Here is an 18,122-nt window from a genome sequence, read left to right as displayed (position 1 = left end):
TGACCATTGATTTCGCATTGCTTGACAAAGCAGGTCAGTCAAAACAATGAGTTGAGCCGGGTTATCGCGCGCGTTCTAGGGTTCATCCTCTTTTCGGCTTCAATCGCAAGCTTCGGCGATAATGCCGCAGGCGCGATAAGACCAACCAGTGGGTTTGCGAGCAAGCAAGCTGCACCAATTGAGACAGAAAACACGCTTCCGCCAACTATCGAATTGTCTAAATACTTCAAGTGCTTGAGCCATTTTGGCTCTTCAATTGAGTTGCGAAGAAAGGTTCTGAAAGTTTCATCGACGAACTCCTGCGACGCGTCCTCGCGGATGTTTTCGGCCAAATAAGTCTTGCCATCAGAAAGTGCGCTGCGAACGTGGCTGAACACTTCTTCGTTTCGCCGCAGCTTGATTAGCTCACTGATTGACAGTTGCTTGTGTGAAAGTGGCAGGATCTCAATTGATACCAAATCCGAAACCAAGGAGTTTTGATCCTCAGTAAGGTGTCGAATTCTTGATGCCCATACTTGCGTTTCAATATCTGGGAACACAGGGTCCAAGCCCAAGAGTCTTGCATTCAGCCAGGCATTTACACCTCGGTCCCAGTTGAACCTTGGTTTTCGTGCATCTCTTGTCATCACAGGAATTTTGGGTGGCTTGCTCAAATCCTCTAAATTGATGCGTGCTGAGCCAGCTGGCTTAACTGTTGGGTCCGGTGGAATATACAGGCCGCGCATGGCATCTTCGATGACTGGGCTGCCTGACGCATATGGGAACGACGGTATCGCGTAATACGGGGTGAAGATTAGTGCCCCCGTCTCAATCAGCGGCTTTAACTCTGCAAGAATTCTGACCCAGTCTTTGAATGCCTTCAGACTATGTTCCACGCCGGATCGGATCTGAGGGTGATCTTTCCATCCGGTGCGCTTGTAGGAGTCTGCGACAGCGTCAAAACATCTGTAAAAGTTGTCTTCTAAGTAGATTTCGTCGGCTACCAGAAGATGCTTTTTAAGTGGATCAAGAGCGACATCAATTCTGTCTAGGCTCCCCAGAGTGTACTGAGGGTAAGGTGAGTGTCCCAGAACCGGTGTAGGTGAAAACCGTCTCTCGATTTCATACTGATACTCGAGGTGGAATCCTCGATCGAAGAAAAGCCTGACTTTCTGCGAAGATGTGTGATGCAATATCCTTTCAGTCACAAATCCGGTCTTCATCGCGGACAGGTAGGTTTTGGCAAAATCAATAAACCTGTCGCCATCGATCTCGTCGAAAAAGCCAAGATGTTCCTGTTCAACTGGCACTCCAAAGTAGTTCTCTGAAATCGATATTGGTGTTGGAAATGGGTGCATTTCTTTTCTCTTCTTCTCGTGTCGCGACGGCAGCTTCGGCCCTTTCCGTTGCAGAAGCACTTCAAGGGCGCTGGCCATAGAAGGGTAGCCATGTTGTTTGATTGCGCAATGCAAGCTGTCCAAGATTTCTCCAAAAGAGAGCTGGTGGAGTTGCCCCCCGGAAGGGAGCATTGCCTAAGGTGAAGGCCTACGCATCCCGCACTTAGAGTTAGAGGGGGCCGGGTTTTCCGTGACGGGTTTGAAGGTCGGGAGAGAGGCTCCCGGCTGGCCCGTCGCGGAGATATCCCGATGACCAAGCAACAGAAGATCACCCTCAGCGCCTCGCGCGACATTCCCTTCAACAAGCTGATGCTCAGCCAGTCGAACGTGCGCCACGTCAAGGCCGGCGTGTCGATCGAGGAACTGGCCGAGGACATCGCGCGGCGGACGCTGCTCAGCTCCATCACCGTGCGGCCCGTTCTGGATGACAGTGGTGCCGAGACCGGCATGTACACGATCCCCGCCGGCGGGCGTCGGTTCCGGGCGCTCGAACTGCTCGTCAAGCAGAAGCGCATGAACAAGACCGCGCTGGTGCCCTGCATCGTGCGCACAGACGGGCTCGCCGAGGAGGACAGTCTCGCCGAGAACGTCCAGCGCGCGCCGCTGCATCCGCTCGACCAGTTCCGCGCCTTCCAGGCGATGCGCGAGAAGGGCCGCACAGAGGAGGAGATCGCAGCGGCCTTCTTCGTCTCGGCCAGCGTGGTCAAGCAGCGGCTGAAGCTCGCCGCCGTCGCCCCGTCGCTGCTCGACGCCTATTCCGAGGAGGAGATGACGCTCGACCAGCTCATGGCCTTCACGGTCAATCCCGATCACGCGCGGCAGGAACAGGTCTGGGAGGCGCTGCAGCGGCACTATTCGCGGCAGCCCTATGAAATCCGCCGCATGCTGACCGAGGGTGCGGTGCGGGCCTCGGACAAGCGGGCACAGTTCGTCGGGCTCGACGATTACGTCGAGGCCGGGGGTGAAATCCTGCGCGACCTGTTCCAGCAGGATGACGGCGGCTGGCTGCAGGATGCCGCCCTGCTCGACGTTATGGTGCGCGAGAAACTGGCCGAGGAGGCCGAGGCGGTCCGCGCCGAGGGCTGGAATTGGGTCGAGGTCGACACCGAGTTCCCTTATGGCCACACCTTCGGGATGCGCCGGGTCCATGGCGAAGCGGTGCCGATGACCTGTGAGGAGGCTGCCAGCTACCAGTCGCTGAAGGCCGAATACGACGCGCTCGAGGCCGAGCATACGGAGGCCGACGAGCTGCCCGAAGATGTCGATGCCCGGTTGGGCGAGATCGAGGAGGCGATGGAGGCATTCGAGGCGCGTCCGATCCGGTACGAGGCCGACGGTAATCCCCCCTAAAATTAGGGGTGTGCGGAAGTAGAATTTTCTCGGCAAGATATCTGAGGAGATTTACGATGAAGAATGGACGATATAGCGACGCGCAGATCATGGGCATCTTGAAGCAAGCGGAGGGCGGTGTGCCGGTCTCAGAGCTTTGCCGTGAGCATTGGATGAGCAGCGCCAGCTTTTATAAGTGGCGTGCGAAGTTTGGCGGGATGGATGCGTCTTTGATGTCCGAGATGAAGGACATGGCCGAAGAGAACCGCCGCCTGAAGCGCATGTATGCTGAGATGAGCATGCAGAACGATCTGCTGAAGGAAGCCCTTGGAAAAAAGCGTTAAGGCCGTCTCAGAGGCGAGAGATGGCCATGAATGCGGTCGCTGGACACGGCGTCAGCATCGCGTTGGCGTGCAGGGCGTTCGAAATCAGTGAGACGTGTTATCGCTACAGCCCAGTGCTGAGCGATGAGAACCAAGAGATTGCTGACTGGCTTGAACGTCTGACGGCAAACAAGCGCTCTTGGGGCTTTGGGTTGTGCTTTTTGTACCTGCGCAACGTTCAAGGCTACGGCTGGAACCACAAGCGCGTCTACCGGATCTACTGTGAATTGGAGTTGAACCTGCGGATCAAGCCTAAGAAACGGTTGAAGCGGGACAAGCCGGAACCACTGGCGGTGCCTGAAAGACCCAATGGGACTTGGTCTATGGATTTTATGGCGGATCAGCTCGCCGATGGTCGCTCGATCAGGACGTTAAATGTCTTAGATGACTTCAATCGCGAAGGTCTGGCCATTGAGGTCGACTTCTCGCTGCCTGCTGAACGTGTCGTGCGTGCGCTGAACCAGATCATAGAGTGGCGCGGATAGCCCCAAACTATTCGTGTGGACAACGGCCCGGAATACGTCAGTGGGAAGCTCATGGAATGGGCTGAAAAATGCAACGTGCAGCTTGAATATATCCAACCCGGTAAGCCGCAGCAGAACGCCTACATCGAACGCTATAACCGCACCGTTCGTGGCGAATGGTTGGGCCAATACATCTTTGAAACCATTGAGGAGGCACAAGACCAAGCAACGGAATGGCTCTGGACTTACAACAACGAGCGACCCAACATGGGCATCGGCGGCATGACACCCGCCATGAAACTGAAAACAGCCGCCTGAATTCTACGGCTGGACCCCATTAAAAATGGGGGGATTACCGGATGAACGATCGGCATGGTCAGGACATCTTTTTCGACGACGAGCTTGAGCAGGCCGCTGCCCTTCTCCGCGCGTACCCCAAAAGTACCATCACACCTGCTATCCGTTTTCACACAGCCCTAAATGGACTGATCATGGACGCGAACCGCAGCCAGAAACAGGAAAGCAGCAATGCCATCTTGGCTCTCGATTCCGTAGAAATCATTGCCCTTGTTCAGCATTCACGACCACACAATACCGCGTTCACCTTCAATGGTCTTATTGCTGGTGACAAAGATTGGGACGCTCAGGTTGAAGATCTCGACCATCTAATATCGCACTGGCTCGTCGCGGCACCGCGCCGCCCCTTTGTTCTATTGGACAGCTACGCGCAGGAAATTCAGGATGTTTGGAGCGCCATTGAAAACCTAAATCGGGGTGATCAAGAGAGCCTTTTCCCGAAGGTTGATAGAGCAGAAGCAATCGATTTCCCACCTGAGGCTCTGGAATGTATCCGGGATTACATAGTCAGTCCGCAGACAGACGCGAAGGTATTGGGGGAGTTCGAGAAATTCCGTGATGACTTCATGCCAAGCTGGAGCATGAGCATCGTCAAGTCGCTCATCGGGAGTGACCTGCTCCCCTGAAATGTCCGGCGTTTTTGGTTAGCCTGTTCTCCAAGAAGGAGACAGACGATGAAGAGAAGCCGTTTCAGTGAAGAACAGATAATCGGGATACTGAAGGAGCATCAGGCTGGTGCGACCGCTGCTGATCTGTGCCGCAAGCATGGTGTGAGCGATGCGACGTTTTACAAATGGCGATCCCAGTATGGCGGGATGGAAGTGTCTGACGCGAAGAAGCTGAAGGCGCTTGAGGCAGAGAATGCCAAGTTGAAGAAGCTGCTGGCTGAACAGATGATGGACGTGTCGACGCTCAAGGAAATGTTGGGAAAAAACTTTTGAAGCCCGGTTCACGCAGGAAAGCTGTGACCTGGGCCATGACAGAAAGGCGATACAATCAGAAGCGGGCCTGTGCCTTGGCCGGGATCGATCCGCGTGTCTATCGGCGTGTGTCAAAGCGACCCGCGGACATTGAGTTGCGTGGGCGGCTGAAGGAACTGTCGTCCGAGCGGCGACGTTTTGAATATCGCCGCTTGCACATCCTGCTCAAGCGGGAAGGCTGGCCCCCTCTCGGCAGATTTGCCTTGCAAATCGCCTGCCGGGCAATGGGTGAACTGGAAGAAGCTGTACCGGATTTACCGCGAAGAAGGGTTAACAGTCCGTAAACGGGGCGGTCGCAAGCGCGCAGTGGGCACCAGAACGCCCATGGCGATCCCTCAGGGGCCGAACCAGCGGTGGAGCCTGGACTTCGTGTCTGACAGCCTGTCCTGTGGTCGGCGCTTCCGCATCCTGAACGTGATTGATGACTTCAGCCGCGAATGTCTGGCTGCTGTGGTCGACACATCACTCTCAGGCGACCGTGTCGCGCGGGAGCTGGACCGGATTGCCGAGATGCGTGGCTATCCCTGCATGGTGGTCTCGGACAACGGCACCGAACTGACATCAAACGCCATCCTGAAATGGCAAGAGGATCGCAAGGTTGATTGGCACTACATCGCCCCTGGCAAGCCAATGCAAAACGGCTTTGTGGAGTCTTTCAACGGACGCTTGAGGGATGAGTGCCTGAACGAAAACCTGTTCGACAGCCTCAGACATGCGCGTCATCTGATCGAGGCATGGCGTATCGATTTTAATCATCACCGCCCACACACAAGCCTCGCTGGCCTGACGCCAGCAGAATATGCTAAGCGGTCAAGTGAAGACCAAAACCTGAACAGAGCTAACCTAAATTAGCGGACTCAATGGGGAGCAGGTCAGGCGCAGAACGACGCTCCAGAAACTTGGCGAGGTTTTCCGCTCCTCTGATTATGTTTACCTGCGCGGACCGGAGTTTGAAAATCGATCGGTCGCGCGCGCGATTGCAAATTTTGACTGGGGCGGTTTTCAGGATTTTGTCGCCGACCCAAAGGTCGCACTGGAATTCGAGGGCGTACGTTCGGCAATTGCGAAACTCGCTAGTGTGCCGAAGTTTGGCAGAGACCTAGAGGCTGTCACGGTCGTCGCCGAAAATGACGCGCTCGCCTTCGCTGACATCCACACGGTGAATTCCTTCCTGCGTAAGACCGGACGCCAAGAACGCGTGGAACTTGTTACCCGTAGCTTGCTTCTGGCCAATATTCTGAGTGTTTTGCCCGCTGGGCGACTCGACGTACCTCTGCGCCATCCATTGCTCCTGCCCGACGTTTTCGAGTTTGACGAGGGCGCACTGAGTGCGATCACTGAGATTTCGCAGCGGTTCGACGCGGTGATGACGCCCTATCTGGAAGACTATGAGGATGGGTACTCCGACGCGCCTCGGGAACAGGAAGAGAAAGATCTAGAAAATACGAAGGAGATCGCACGAGATCTTGTTCGTTGGCTTCGGGACACAGCCGTAGCGCAGGTCTCAAGGAAACAGGGTGTATTGGATAGAGTTCAGTTCCAGTCGGCGAGGACCGGCAAGAACTGGGACCGAAGCGAGACCGTTACAGTAATCCGAGAAATCTTTGATGCGTTAATACAAAGCCTTGAGGATCCGACAAACCCTTTCACGACCACAACCCTAAAAGACTTGGCGCGCAGAAACCGCGATATGGCGAGCGCCATCTGGGAAAGAACGCTAAATAGCGAGGAGCTGGTCGCGCGGACTCTGAAGATCGATTCGAAGCAATTGACGCCGGTCCCGGCGATGGCTTTGCGCATTCTTCATCAGGAATTTACCCGGCTCTTTTTCTTGTATTCCGAAAAAGGCCGTGCACTTTTGGAACGTAAGTTCCTAGAGCGAGCGCCATGGGGGAAACGGCCTAATGCTCGTACAGAAGTCGAGGTCGATCTTAGCCGCGCAGACACGCTGGACGAGTTCGATCGTTTGCTCGGTTCGCTGACGAATTCCTCCGGGAGTTCAGAAGATCGATGCTATCTCTATGATATCACGCTAGTTATGTGTGCTGCTTTTGCCTCCAAGGGCGAGATGACCGCTGCCGCGAGCTTGGCGTCAACGGTGTTGCATCAGGTCTCTGTGGTGATGCGACGTCAGAGCCATGACCTGAATAAGATGGAAGTGGTCGAAAGGCTCGCACTTCAGGAGCTATTCATTTTTCGCCATTACTGTGAACGCAGCACAGCCCCATCGAACTATTTCAAGAACACGCGCCAACCTACCTATCAGTTCATGCGTGGGCTCTTGGAGAAAGATTTCGCTCGTGCTCAACGCGATCTCGATCGGGCGGCAGAACTGGACACCTCACTTTTGGGCGCAGAGGCTTCGAAACTTGTTCGCTCCGTGCGCCTTAGGCTTATTCACATGTCCGGTTGGATGGACATGTTTCTGATGACTGATACAATCGGTATGGAGCAGAAACGCGACGGGCCTGAACGCCCCTTGCGTAAGTTGGCTAGTCGGCGAGATATCTGGGCAGCTTTAGGATACGCTAAGGAATGCTTGGACGATTTAGAAAGCGTGCATTCACTGGCACAGGCGTGCGAAGACAAAGAATGCGAACGTTTTCTATCGCATCTTGAAGCCCGCATTCTTCAGAACGTAATTGTCATGTTTCTGACACTAGTGTTCTCAAAGAACGTCCCCCTAATGGACCGCGTCTTGAGAGGAGAGCACCGAGTGCAGCCGGATCACATGTTTAAATTTGATGGGTATGCGAAGCATTGGGGCCGCTTCGAGGAATTGATCAGACAATATAATTTCCAATTTAGGATTTGTGGCTTATGCGATTTGGTTTTATCGGCGGTACGTGAAATTGATACACTACGGCATGCTGATATTGATGAAATAGAGAAACGGGAGCGCTCGGCTGTGGTTTGGGCGCAGGTATTATAGCGACTCGCAGACCAATACTGCAGCGATGTTGTTGCTGACGGGTTCTCTAAGCTACTCGCCGGACACATTGTCAAAGGAATTGAATCGAAAGGTTTAGCGCGCCCTTGAGGTGGCGGCTCGACCGTGAGCTATTTTACCAATAGACCATGGTATGTGATTGGTCGGTGAACAGATAACTGCGCGTCCCTCACGTCGCTGTCCAATCCTTACTCGGGTTTCGATTTATAGCCCGAGGAACCGTATACGTCATCAACCGCAGAAAAGATGAGTTGCAAACCCTTGCAACTAACAGTGGCTGCATCGTGTTTGGTTTTCCTTGCACTATATCAACGACCCGAGTCCCAATATTCAAGCAACTTTGGCTTTGGAGCCGGTCGCGACTCGATCAGCATGTGTTCGATTGCCGAGCGTCGCGACTCCCGGTCCAGCGTGTACGTGTTCCGCCGGAACTCGACGCCTACCAGCAAAGCCTTGAGATATCCCGCGACCGTGTCGGCCGCCATAATCAGCGTTGAATCCAGTGTGTGCACGTTCCGGCTCGTCACGGAACCTTTCGCGTGTCCGATCAGGGCAGCGATCGTGATCTCAGTGAAGCCGAGGTCATTCGCGATGCTGGCAAAGCTTTGCCGAAGGACATGCGGTGTCACATCCCAAAGCGGCGTATCGGTCAGGAGCTTCTTCCAGCTTTGGGGAAAGTTGCCCACCGCGTTGTCGATGCCCTGGCCGGGAAAGACGTAGGTGCCGGTTCGCTGTGACCGCTTGCTTTCCAGATATTCGATCACCGGAAGTCCGATGGGGCGCACTGACGCGTCTTCCTTGCTGTCGATCAGGCGCAGGCAACTGCCTTCGATATCGACCTCGCTCCATCTGAGATTGATGATCTCCCCACGTCGGCAGCCGGTCACGGCAAGTATCCAGAGGATCTCGGCATGAAGCCGATAGTTGTCGCTCTTCTGTGCCTGTCGCAGAATGCCGCCAAGAATTCGGTACTCCGCCTCACTCAGCCGCCGATCGCGCACTTGGTATTTCGGCTTGCGCAAGCCATGGGTCGGGTTGTGGTCGATCACGCCAGCTTCCACCGCGTAGGAGAATATCCCGCCCAAAAGTCCCATGGTGCGGATCGCAGTTCCGCGACCCCCGCGCACGATGGCCTTGCCGCGCAGCTTCTCGGTTTTCATCACGACGCGCGTCTTGCCCGCGATGATGTCCTTCATCAGGTTGTTCATGTCCGGCTTGGTGATGTCGCGGACGCGGCGGGTACCGAGGAGGGGGATGATGTGCCGACGGATGCGGCCCACGTCGATTTCGATCGTCGAGGCTCTCTTGGGTCGGCCGCCTTTGCCCATAATCAGACCGGCCTCCATATCCTCGATATATTGCTCGCAGAGCTGCTTTATCGTCAGCGCCCTTCGGTCCTCCTCGCGTTCCTCGGCCGGATCGTTGCCCCGGGCGACGTTGCCGAGTAGGGCCTTCGCCTCCCGCCGCGCCATCTCGGGCGTCCAGATTCCATGCCGGCCGATCGTGTAGCGGCGGCATCGACCCCGCGAGCGGTACTGGATGATGTAACTGCGCTTCCCAGAGGGGTAGACGCGGAGCCCGAAGCCGGTCACCTCGTCATCCCAGGCCGCCGTGCCCTTGGGTCCCGGCCTGACCGCTTCGACAAATCGCTTCGTGAGCTTTGGCATGCTCAAACCCTCTTTCTGCGCCCGGTTTCACGAAAGCAGGACGCAACCACGCGGCCGGAAACCAAGGCGTATTCTCGGATAGAGCTTTCGGAGCAGCGCGTGGTCGTGTCTATAAATATTCAACGATTATAGTGCTCTAGAGGGCTCTATCGCATGTTTAGGAGAGCCCATTAGACCCGCTCCGAAGGCAGAGGTCAGAGGTTCGAATCCTCTAGGGTCCGCCAATTTTTCTGAATGACCTAAGGACAATTTCCTCGATCCCGCGTTTGCGCGGGCGAATTCCCTGCGTGGCGCGCCAATGATGTCGTTCTGACCTTAATTGTGTCGCACCCCTTGAACTCACCCTCTAGGTTGTAGACGCTGGACCGCTATCGCCGAACGATGGTCCAGCAACCGGACTGCGCGGGCGAAAAACAGCCAATCAGGGAGACTTCAATGCCGAAGCCACAGACGGAATACCGCAAACCGTCACTCGGTCTGGCCCTCGTGCCGATCGTCGTGACACTCGGAGTGCTTGCGCTCCAGCTTTTCTATTTTGGGAATTTTGTGCCGCATATCCCGCTGGCCATCGGGATCGCCATCACCGGCCTCGTCGGTCTGTCGCTGGGCCATGAGTGGGACAGCATCGAAAAGGGCCTGTTCCACGTGATCCGCATCTCGCTGCCTGCGGTGTCGGTTCTGATCGTGGTTGGCATGATTATCGGGGTCTGGATCGCCAGCGGCACGGTGCCGACGCTGATCTACTACGGGCTTCTGGTGCTGACGCCACAGATCTTTCTTGCGGCGGCGATGATCCTGTGTGCCGTCGTCTCGCTGTCACTGGGCACATCCTGGGGCACGGTCGGCACGGTGGGTCTGGCGCTGATGGGGATCGGCGCGGGCTTTGACATTCCGGTGTACTGGACGGCGGGCGCGGTGGTCTCCGGCGCGTTTTTCGGGGACAAGATTTCGCCGCTGTCGGATACGACCAATCTGGCCCCGGCCGTGACCGGCACGACCGTATTCGCGCATATCCAGAACATGCTGCCCACGACCGTGCCCGCCATGCTGATCGCCCTTGTGGTGTATCTGGTGGCAGGCTTTACACTGATCGATGGCTCGGGTGGCTCGTTCGAGCAGATCCAGGGCATCACCGCCGCGCTGGACGAGGCTTTCTGGATCTCGCCCTGGCTGTTGCTCCCCGCGGCCCTCGTGATCGGCCTTGCCGTGACCAAGAACCCGCCGATCCCGTCGCTTTTTGCCGGAGTGGCCGCGGGTGCCGTGATGGGGATCATTTTCCAGGGCGACGGGCTGAGCGACATCTTCGCCTACGCCAATTCGGGCTACAAGATCGAGACCGGCGTGGCCGAGATCGACAGCCTGCTCAACCGCGGTGGCATCCAGTCGATGATGTGGACGATCAGCCTGATCCTGCTCGCGCTTGGTTTTGGCGGCGCATTGGAACGCACGCGGTGCCTTGAGGCGGTGATCGACCAGATCATCGCACGGGTGAAAAGCTTTGCCGGGATCCAGACCTCTGCGATTCTGACCTCGGCGGCGACGAATGTCGTGGCGGGCGATCCCTATCTGTCGATCGCGCTGCCGGGCCGGATGTACTGCCCGATCTACCGCGGAATGGGCTATTCGACGCTGAACCTCGCGCGCGGTGTGGAAGAGGGCGGCACGCTGATTTCGCCACTGATCCCGTGGAACGCGGGCGGTGCCTTTGTCATCACCACGCTGGGGCTTGGCATCTTCGAGGGGAACTTTGAAAACCTGCTGTATATCCCGCTGGCATTCGCCTGCTGGACGGCGCCGGTGATCGGGATCTTCTATGCCTGGACCGGACTGTTCTCGCCAAAGGCGACGGAGGAAGAGCAGGCGAAGTGGGACGCGGACGGCGAGGAGCGTATGGTCATCGCGTAACCTGCACGACCAACACAAGCGGACGGCCCCCACGCGGGGCCGTCTTGCGTTTTACTCCTCCGGGTCGGCCTCGCCCTTGAACCCGGTGGCCACCACGAATTTTTCCGAACTGTCGGCCCGGCTGCTCGGTGGTTTGATATTGGCGACCTTGGTGAAGCGTTGCTTGAGAAGCTTTTGCAGCTCTCCTTCGGCACCGCCCGCCAAGACCTTGGCGACGAATGTGCCGCCCTCATCCAGAACGTCGAACGCGAAATAGGCCGCCGCCTCGCACAGCGCGATGATGCGCAGATGGTCCGTCTGCTTGTGCCCCGAGGAGGCCGCGGCCATGTCGGACATGACCACATCGGCCTTGCCGCCCAGCCATTCCTTGACCTTGAGGTCCGCGTCATCCTCCATGAAATCGAGCTGGTGCAATTCGCAGCCTGCAATCGGCTCCATCTCCTGCAGGTCAATGCCCAGGATCGTGCCCACGGCCTTGCCGCCGCGCTCGCCCAGCACGTTGCAGCGTTTCACGGCGACCTGGCACCAGCCACCCGGCGCAGCCCCCAGATCGACGATGCGCGCGCCGGGCACGAGAAAGCGGTATTTGTCGTCCAATTCCATGATCTTGAACGCCGCGCGCCCGCGATAGCCTTCGGCCTTGGCGCGTTTGACGTAAGGATCGTTCAACTGGCGTTGCAGCCAGCGGGTGCTGCTCAGCTTGCGCCCGCGTGCGGATTTGACCTTGACCTTCAACTCGCGCTGGCCACGGCCCGAGGTGTTTTTGCCGCTCGGTGTTTTGCCTGTTGGTGTCTTGCCCATCAGAACGTCCCTTCATCCAGTACGCCATCGGCGCTCATCTGTGCGTATAGCAGCCCCTCGCGCAGGCCGCGATCCGCCACGCTGAGCCGGTCGGTGGGCCAGCAGCGCATCAGCGCCTGCAGGATCGCGGCGCCTGACATGATCAGGGCAGAGCGGTCCTGCCCTATGCACGGATCCGCGCGCCGCCCGGCGGGGCCCATGGCGAGGTAGGTGTGGATCACCTTGTCGATCTGCTGACTGGTCATGCGCAGCCCGTCCACCTTGGTACGGTCATAGCGGCGCAGACCCAGGTGCGAAGCCGCCACAGTCGTGACCGTGCCGGATGTGCCCACGATCTGAAACCGCTCCTGCGGTTGCGCCGATTGGTAGGGGGTGAAATCGGTCAGGTTTTCCTCGAAAAACCAACTCATCAGGGCAAAACGGGCGGCATCATCCTCCACGTCATTGAACTGGTCGCGCAGGGTGGCCACGCCCAGCGGCACGCTGATCCAGTCGACGACCTTTGCCTGCGGGATGGTGCTGCGCGCCTGGTCGAAACCGCCGTGCAGGCGCATGATCGCCTGGGGGCGGTCGATGGGCGGCACGTGAGAGATGTCGATCCACACCAGCTCGGTCGAGCCGCCGCCGATGTCGACCACCAGCAGGTTTTCCGTCTTGGGGCTGACCAGCGGCGCGCAGGAAATCACGGCCAGCTGCGCCTCTTGCTCCGGTTCGATGATGTCGAGCCGCAGACCGGTTTCGCGTGTGATGCGGCGCATGAAATCGGCGCCGTTGAGCGCGCGGCGGCACGCTTCGGTCGCGACAAGGCGCATGCGTTTCACACGGTGACGACGGAGTTTTTGCTGGCAGATGCGCAGGGCCTGAATGGTGCGCGCCATGGATCCGCGCGACAAGCGCCCGGTTTTTTCCAACCCCGCGCCAAGCTGCACGGATTTCGAAAAACTATCCACCACGTGAAAACCGCCGCCTTTCGGCTCTGCGATCAACATGCGGCAGCTATTTGTGCCCAGATCAAGGGCCGCGTATAGCTCATTCGACCTGGACGGAGCTGGCGCGGGGCTCAGAGCCGTCTTTAACTTACGTTCGAGCGCGCCCGCACCTTTGGGCCGCTTTGGCGCCATTTTATGCGCCTCTCATCTCGTGTTACCCAAAGGGTATGCCGCAGCGCCGCGCAGCACAAGTCTAACTTGCAGGCAATCGCGTGCATTGGGTGGAGGTCGCGGATGGAACTGTTTAAGTCGAAAAACGGCGCTGTCCGCGTGGCGCCATCGTTTAGGCAGGGCAAAACGCCGCATGGCTCGGGGAGGAATCGTACTATGGCTGAGGTGATCGTCGTCTACTGGCGCGATATTCCCGCGCAGGTTATCGTGGGCAAGGGCCGTCGCGGCCAGAAACGGCCGCTGCCCGAACGGTTCGAGCAGGCGATCGACCGCGCCGCGATGAAAGTCGGCGCCGAAGATACCGACGCCTACCTCGCTGAATGGCGCAAGGCCGACCCCTATACGGTCGAGGGCGAGGATGCCGCCGTCGCCGATGCCGAAGCGGCACGATTGGACGCCGAATACGACCGCGAGCGGTTGAAGACCCTGATTGCAAACGATGGCTGGGCCTGAGCGCCGCAAATATGAAAGGAGCCTGCGATGGCTTTGCTGAATTTCCGCAAGAAAGACGACGCCCCCGCGACGGTAGATCCCAAGGTCGAAAGCTTCCTTCAGGATTTCTCGATCGAGGTGATGCCGCGCACGGCCGAGAAGGTCGAGGATTTCCGCGCCATTCTGCCTGCGGGCACGCGCGTCTATATCGCCCATATCGAAGGCACGCCGATCGAGGATATGGTTGCCACGGCCAAGCGGCTGGCAGCAGACGGCTTCAACGTGATGCCGCATTTCCCCGCGCGCATCATCAAGGACCGCGCAACGCTCGCCGATTGGATCGCGCGCTATCAGGGCGAGGCGAACGTGCGTCAGGCGCTGCTGCTGGCGGGCGGTGTGACCACGCCGCATGGCGACTTCTCGGATAGTATGCAGCTGGCCGAAACGGGTTTGTTCGACGCGGCGGGGTTCACCCATTTGCACGTTGCGGGCCACCCTGAGGGCAACCGCGACATCGACGCCGACGGCACGACCGCGAATGTCGATGCGGCGCTGCGCTGGAAGAATGACTTTCAATCGCGCACCGACGCGCAGATGGCCATCGCCACGCAATTCGCGTTCGAGGCAGGGCCGATCATTGATTGGGCCGACAGCCTGCGTGCCGCAGGCATCACGCTGCCCGTGCATATCGGCATCGCAGGCCCGGCAAAGCTTCAGACACTGATCAAATTCGCCATCGCCTGCGGGGTGGGTCCGTCGCTGAAGGTCCTGCAAAAACGCGCGATGGATGTGACCAAGCTGCTGCTGCCCTACGAGCCGACCGAGGTGATCGAGGCTTTGGCCGCGCACAAGGCCGCCCATCCGGATTTCAACATCACACACGTGCACTTCTTCCCGCTGGGCGGGATCAAGACAAACGCCACCTGGGCGCAAAACCACGGTGGCGCCGCCGCCGTGCCCGCCGCCGTAGCCTCCTGAAGGACCGATCCCCATGACCAGAACCGTCATCGAATCCAAGACCAAGACAACCGTGATCGGCTTTGACGAGCCGTTCTGCGTCATCGGGGAGCGGATCAACCCCACGGGCCGCAAGATCCTCGCCGAAGAGCTTGAGCGCGGTGATTTCTCCCGCGTCGAGGCCGATGCGATTGCGCAGGTCGCCGCGGGTGCGACCGTGCTTGACGTGAACTCGGGTGCCGTATTCTCAAACAAGATGGCCGAAGATCCCCGCTACGCCGACAACAACTTTGTCGAGCCGATGCTGATGCCCGAGATGATCAAACGCGTGCAGACCGTGACCGACTGCCCTATCTGCATCGACAGCTCCGTGCCCGGCGCGCTGGAAAACGGGCTGGAGGCCTGTGAGGGGCGTCCCCTGCTGAACTCCGTCACCGGGGAAGAAGAGCGGCTGGAGCTCGTGCTACCGCTGGTCAAGAAATACAACGTGCCGGTCGTGGCGATCTCCAATGACGATACCGGCATCTCCGAAGATCCTGATGTACGCTTTGCCGTGGCGAAAAAGATCGTCGAACGCGCTGCAGATTTTGGCATTCCCGCCCATGACATCGTCGTCGACCCGCTGGTCATGCCGATCGGTGCGATGGCGACGGCGGGGCATCAGGTCTTTACCCTCGTGCGCCGTCTGCGCGAAGAGCTGGGCGTCAACACCACTTGTGGTGCTTCCAACATCAGCTTTGGCCTGCCCAACCGCCACGGGATCAATAATGCCTTTTTGCCCATGGCGATGGGTGCCGGCATGACGAGCGCGATCATGAACCCCGTCGCACTGCCTGTCGGCCCCAAGAAGATCGCCGAGAAACGCGCCGAGATCGAAGCGCTTGGCGTGATCCTGCCCGAGGGCATGGACGACGAAGCATTCGTGCAGCTGTTTAGCATGGGCTCGACGCTGCCGCGCGCGGGCAAGGAAATGGAAGCGATCCGTGCCGCGAACTTCCTGTTTGACCGTGACCCGCACGGGGGTGAATGGATCAAGTTCAACAAGGTCGCGCCAAAGGCGGGCGAAGAAGGCCGGGGCCGGGCAGGGCGCACCGGTGGCCGGCGCAGACGCGCGTAACTCCGCGACAGCCTTCGGTTTATTGAAAATAACATTGCCGCAACTTTCAGTTGCGGCTTTGCTTTTGCGTTAATACTCTTTGCCACGGAAGGTGGCCGCGCAGATCGCGTCTGGCCGCGCGGCAAGGGGCGGCACTATGCGAATTCTGGCGGTTGATGACGATCCGACAATTCTCGAGATTACGGAGCTTTTCCTTGAATCCATTGGCTATCGGGACGTGCGGCTTGCGCCATCCGCGCAGCACGCCCGCCGCGCGCTGGACGCAGAGCAAACGCCCTTTGATTGCGTCTTGCTCGACATCAACATGCCCGAGGTCACCGGGATCGAACTGATCCCCGACATCATCGACCACCCGGTGCACCACAGCGCGCGGATCGTCATGCTCAGCGCGCTCAGCGACACCCAGCACATCGCGGATGCCTTTGTGGCCGGCGCGATCGACTACATGCTCAAGCCGTTCGAGCTTTTCGATCTTGAGGCAAGTATCCGCGCGGTCGAGGCGCAGAGCCTATCGGAGCGTCCGCTGCCCGTCACGTCATTGGATTACGACCACTCGCAGATGCTCCAGATCAGCCGGCTGATCGAACGGGGGGCGACGCTGCGCTCGGATCGGTCCGGGATCGTCTCGCCCTTCGCGATCGAGAATTGCATCCGCCGTGTCCCCACATCGAGCCGCGCCCGCGCCGCGGTCACCCTGATCGAAATGGGTCCGCTTGCCGATGGCACGACGCTGCACGGGGTGGGCTTTGACACCCCCTACGTAGCGGCGCTATCGCAGGCGTTCGTCTCCCATTCGCAGGCTTTCGCAACGATGCTCAGCTACAATGGGGACGGCGTGTTCACGGCGTTGTCCTTTGACGTCTCACCGGAAGACCAGGCAGCGATTGAGGCGGGATTTCGCGCGGCGGTGGGCGCCGCGGACGCGGCGCATTTCGGATCCGGCAGCGGGCAGAGCGCAGTCACGATCCGCAGCGTGATGTGCCGCGATCTGCCAGTCGGCAGCAACCCTCTCGATCTGCTGCGCGGCGCCCACGCGGGAGAGGCGGCAGGCTGACACCCCGCGATCGCGGCCCCGTGTGGCCCGCAGGTGCCAAACGTTGCGTCCTGACATTAAAAAAGCCTTCCAGGCAATTGACCTGGAAGGCTTATTATGGCTCCGGCGGTAGGGATCGAACCTACGACCAATTGATTAACAGTCAACTGCTCTACCGCTGAGCTACGCCGGAACGGTGGGCATCGTATAGCGTTGGCTCAAACGGGCGTCCAGAGGGTTTTCGGGGCTTGCGGGGATTTTTTACGGCCGGTGATTTATCCGGTGCCAAGCGCGAATTCCGCCTCTGCGTGAAGCGCGCCGCGCGGGTGCACGATCCGGCGGCTGTGCAGGTCGATGAGATGGGCAAGCACGTTGCGGCTGGCCGCGCCCAAAAGGGCGGGCGGGGTGTCGCGGTAGACCGCGCGCGCGATCTGCCCGGCGGTCGCCGCGCCGCTTTCGAGGGTGCGCAGGATCTCTGCCTCGCGGGTGCGGCGATGCGTGACCAGCCAGTCAAGACGCGCGTCGGGATCCGTGACGGGCGCTCCGTGCCCGGGGTAGAACACCGCCCAGTCGCGCGCCTGCAGCCGGGCGCAGGAGGCCATGAAATCGGTGAGATCCCCATCGGGGGGAGAGACCAGCGACGACGCCCAGCCCATCACGTGATCGGCGGTAAAGCACGCGTCGCCCCAGGCCAGCGCGATATGGTTGCCCAGATGACCGGGCGTGTGCAGCACTTCCAGCTCCCAGCCGTCGCCGGTGATTTTTGCCCCGTCGGTCAGCTGTGTGTCCGGGTGAAACGCCAGGTCGATGCCTTCACCGCCGCCGATATCGCCCGCCTGTGCGAGTTGCTCCATGATTTCCGACCGACCGGCCTGCGCGCCGCCGAAGGCCAGTACCGGCGCGCCGCAACGGGCGGCCAACGGCCGGGCGAGCGGGGCATGATCCAGATGGCTGTGCGTGACGATGATATGGCTGATGCGCTGCTCGGGGGTCAGCGCGCCAAGGATCGCCTCAAGATGATCGGGCGCGTCCGGGCCGGGATCGATTACTGCCAGATCACGGGTGCCCAGCAGGTAGGTATTCGTACCCCGATAGGTCATCGGCGACGGGTTGGGCGCCACAATCCGGCGCAGACCGGGGGCGAGCGTCTCGGCCACGCCGATGGGGGGATCAAAGTCGTCGGGGGGCGTCATGGTTTGGCCTTTCGCGCT

The 18,122-nt window shown here is 59.1% G+C and carries 12 protein-coding genes, 1 tRNA gene and 3 pseudogenes; 10 read left to right on the top strand and 6 right to left on the bottom strand.

Translation table 11 applies throughout. The features are described from left to right. Nucleotides 1-38 precede the first annotated feature (38 nt). A complete protein-coding gene (locus KDD17_RS07300; protein ID WP_212705936.1) occupies nt 39-1,415 on the bottom strand; it encodes a hypothetical protein in 1,377 nt (458 codons plus the stop codon). Between the two features lie 210 nt (nt 1,416-1,625). On the opposite strand from KDD17_RS07300, the pseudogene KDD17_RS07295 reads away from it, so the two are divergent. From KDD17_RS07295 to KDD17_RS07275, 5 genes and pseudogenes are all read left to right on the top strand, one after another. Next, nucleotides 1,626-2,711 (top strand): annotated as a pseudogene (locus KDD17_RS07295) (ParB/RepB/Spo0J family partition protein); the annotation flags it as partial. A 71-nt stretch (nt 2,712-2,782) separates the two neighbouring features. After that, nucleotides 2,783-3,870, top strand: a pseudogene (locus KDD17_RS07290) (IS3 family transposase). Between the two features lie 41 nt (nt 3,871-3,911). Next, on the top strand, nt 3,912-4,535 hold the full coding sequence (locus KDD17_RS07285) for a hypothetical protein (RefSeq protein WP_212705935.1): 624 nt from the start codon (nt 3,912-3,914) through the stop codon (nt 4,533-4,535). A gap of 48 nt (nt 4,536-4,583) precedes the next feature. Continuing rightward, a pseudogene (locus KDD17_RS07280) lies at nt 4,584-5,741 on the top strand (IS3 family transposase). Between the two features lie 226 nt (nt 5,742-5,967). Continuing rightward, on the top strand, nt 5,968-7,821 hold the full coding sequence (locus KDD17_RS07275; RefSeq protein ID WP_212705934.1) for a hypothetical protein: 1,854 nt from the start codon (nt 5,968-5,970) through the stop codon (nt 7,819-7,821). A 326-nt stretch (nt 7,822-8,147) separates the two neighbouring features. On the opposite strand, the gene KDD17_RS07270 is transcribed toward KDD17_RS07275, so the two are convergent. Beyond that, entirely contained in the window at nt 8,148-9,506 is a 1,359-nt protein-coding gene (locus KDD17_RS07270) for a tyrosine-type recombinase/integrase (RefSeq protein ID WP_212705933.1), read from the bottom strand. A 435-nt stretch (nt 9,507-9,941) separates the two neighbouring features. On the opposite strand from KDD17_RS07270, the gene nhaC reads away from it, so the two are divergent. Continuing rightward, on the top strand, nt 9,942-11,411 hold the full coding sequence (gene nhaC / locus KDD17_RS07265) for a Na+/H+ antiporter NhaC (protein WP_212705932.1): 1,470 nt from the start codon (nt 9,942-9,944) through the stop codon (nt 11,409-11,411). A 51-nt stretch (nt 11,412-11,462) separates the two neighbouring features. Here nhaC and KDD17_RS07260 read toward each other — a convergent pair whose 3' ends face one another. Further along, nucleotides 11,463-12,212 carry an RlmE family RNA methyltransferase gene (locus tag KDD17_RS07260; RefSeq protein ID WP_212705931.1) on the bottom strand — a complete coding sequence of 250 codons (750 nt, stop codon included), beginning with the start codon at nt 12,210-12,212 and terminating at the stop codon, nt 11,463-11,465. Then, nucleotides 12,212-13,333, bottom strand: a complete 1,122-nt coding sequence (locus tag KDD17_RS07255) for a Ppx/GppA phosphatase family protein (RefSeq protein WP_212705930.1) — start codon at nt 13,331-13,333, stop codon at nt 12,212-12,214. Before KDD17_RS07255 ends, KDD17_RS07260 begins: the two co-directional genes overlap by 1 nt. 195 nt (nt 13,334-13,528) lie before the next feature. On the opposite strand from KDD17_RS07255, the gene KDD17_RS07250 reads away from it, so the two are divergent. The 4 genes from KDD17_RS07250 (at nt 13,529) to KDD17_RS07235 (ending at nt 16,932) form a co-directional block, all read left to right on the top strand. Then, on the top strand, nt 13,529-13,825 hold the full coding sequence (locus KDD17_RS07250; RefSeq protein ID WP_212705929.1) for a virulence factor: 297 nt from the start codon (nt 13,529-13,531) through the stop codon (nt 13,823-13,825). Nucleotides 13,826-13,852: 27 nt separating this feature from the next. Continuing rightward, entirely contained in the window at nt 13,853-14,782 is a 930-nt protein-coding gene (locus tag KDD17_RS07245; protein ID WP_212705928.1) for a methylenetetrahydrofolate reductase, read from the top strand. A 13-nt stretch (nt 14,783-14,795) separates the two neighbouring features. Further along, entirely contained in the window at nt 14,796-15,878 is a 1,083-nt protein-coding gene (locus KDD17_RS07240) for a methyltetrahydrofolate cobalamin methyltransferase (RefSeq protein ID WP_212705927.1), read from the top strand. A 136-nt stretch (nt 15,879-16,014) separates the two neighbouring features. Continuing rightward, a complete protein-coding gene (locus tag KDD17_RS07235; protein WP_212705926.1) occupies nt 16,015-16,932 on the top strand; it encodes a response regulator in 918 nt (305 codons plus the stop codon). Between the two features lie 97 nt (nt 16,933-17,029). Here KDD17_RS07235 and KDD17_RS07230 read toward each other — a convergent pair. Together KDD17_RS07230 and KDD17_RS07225 are read right to left on the bottom strand one after the other, a co-directional pair. Beyond that, nucleotides 17,030-17,104 (bottom strand) — tRNA-Asn (locus tag KDD17_RS07230). An 82-nt stretch (nt 17,105-17,186) separates the two neighbouring features. Then, entirely contained in the window at nt 17,187-18,104 is a 918-nt protein-coding gene (locus KDD17_RS07225) for an MBL fold metallo-hydrolase (RefSeq protein ID WP_212705925.1), read from the bottom strand. Between the last annotated feature and the right edge of the window lie 18 nt (nt 18,105-18,122).

Origin of the sequence: Sulfitobacter albidus (assembly GCF_018200035.1) — a bacterium.
Lineage (GTDB): Bacteria > Pseudomonadota > Alphaproteobacteria > Rhodobacterales > Rhodobacteraceae > Sulfitobacter > Sulfitobacter albidus.
This window is presented reverse-complemented; position numbering and strand designations above follow the sequence as displayed.

Coding starts and splice junctions, on each gene's coding strand:
- KDD17_RS07300 (WP_212705936.1), bottom strand. CDS start 1,415: ATGGCCAGCGCCCTTGAAGTGCTTCTGCAACGGAAAGGGCCGAAGCTG.
- KDD17_RS07285 (WP_212705935.1), top strand. CDS start 3,912: ATGAACGATCGGCATGGTCAGGACATCTTTTTCGACGACGAGCTTGAG.
- KDD17_RS07270 (WP_212705933.1), bottom strand. CDS start 9,506: ATGCCAAAGCTCACGAAGCGATTTGTCGAAGCGGTCAGGCCGGGACCC.
- nhaC (WP_212705932.1), top strand. CDS start 9,942: ATGCCGAAGCCACAGACGGAATACCGCAAACCGTCACTCGGTCTGGCC.
- KDD17_RS07260 (WP_212705931.1), bottom strand. CDS start 12,212: ATGGGCAAGACACCAACAGGCAAAACACCGAGCGGCAAAAACACCTCG.
- KDD17_RS07255 (WP_212705930.1), bottom strand. CDS start 13,333: ATGGCGCCAAAGCGGCCCAAAGGTGCGGGCGCGCTCGAACGTAAGTTA.
- KDD17_RS07250 (WP_212705929.1), top strand. CDS start 13,529: ATGGCTGAGGTGATCGTCGTCTACTGGCGCGATATTCCCGCGCAGGTT.
- KDD17_RS07245 (WP_212705928.1), top strand. CDS start 13,853: ATGGCTTTGCTGAATTTCCGCAAGAAAGACGACGCCCCCGCGACGGTA.
- KDD17_RS07240 (WP_212705927.1), top strand. CDS start 14,796: ATGACCAGAACCGTCATCGAATCCAAGACCAAGACAACCGTGATCGGC.
- KDD17_RS07235 (WP_212705926.1), top strand. CDS start 16,015: ATGCGAATTCTGGCGGTTGATGACGATCCGACAATTCTCGAGATTACG.
- KDD17_RS07225 (WP_212705925.1), bottom strand. CDS start 18,104: ATGACGCCCCCCGACGACTTTGATCCCCCCATCGGCGTGGCCGAGACG.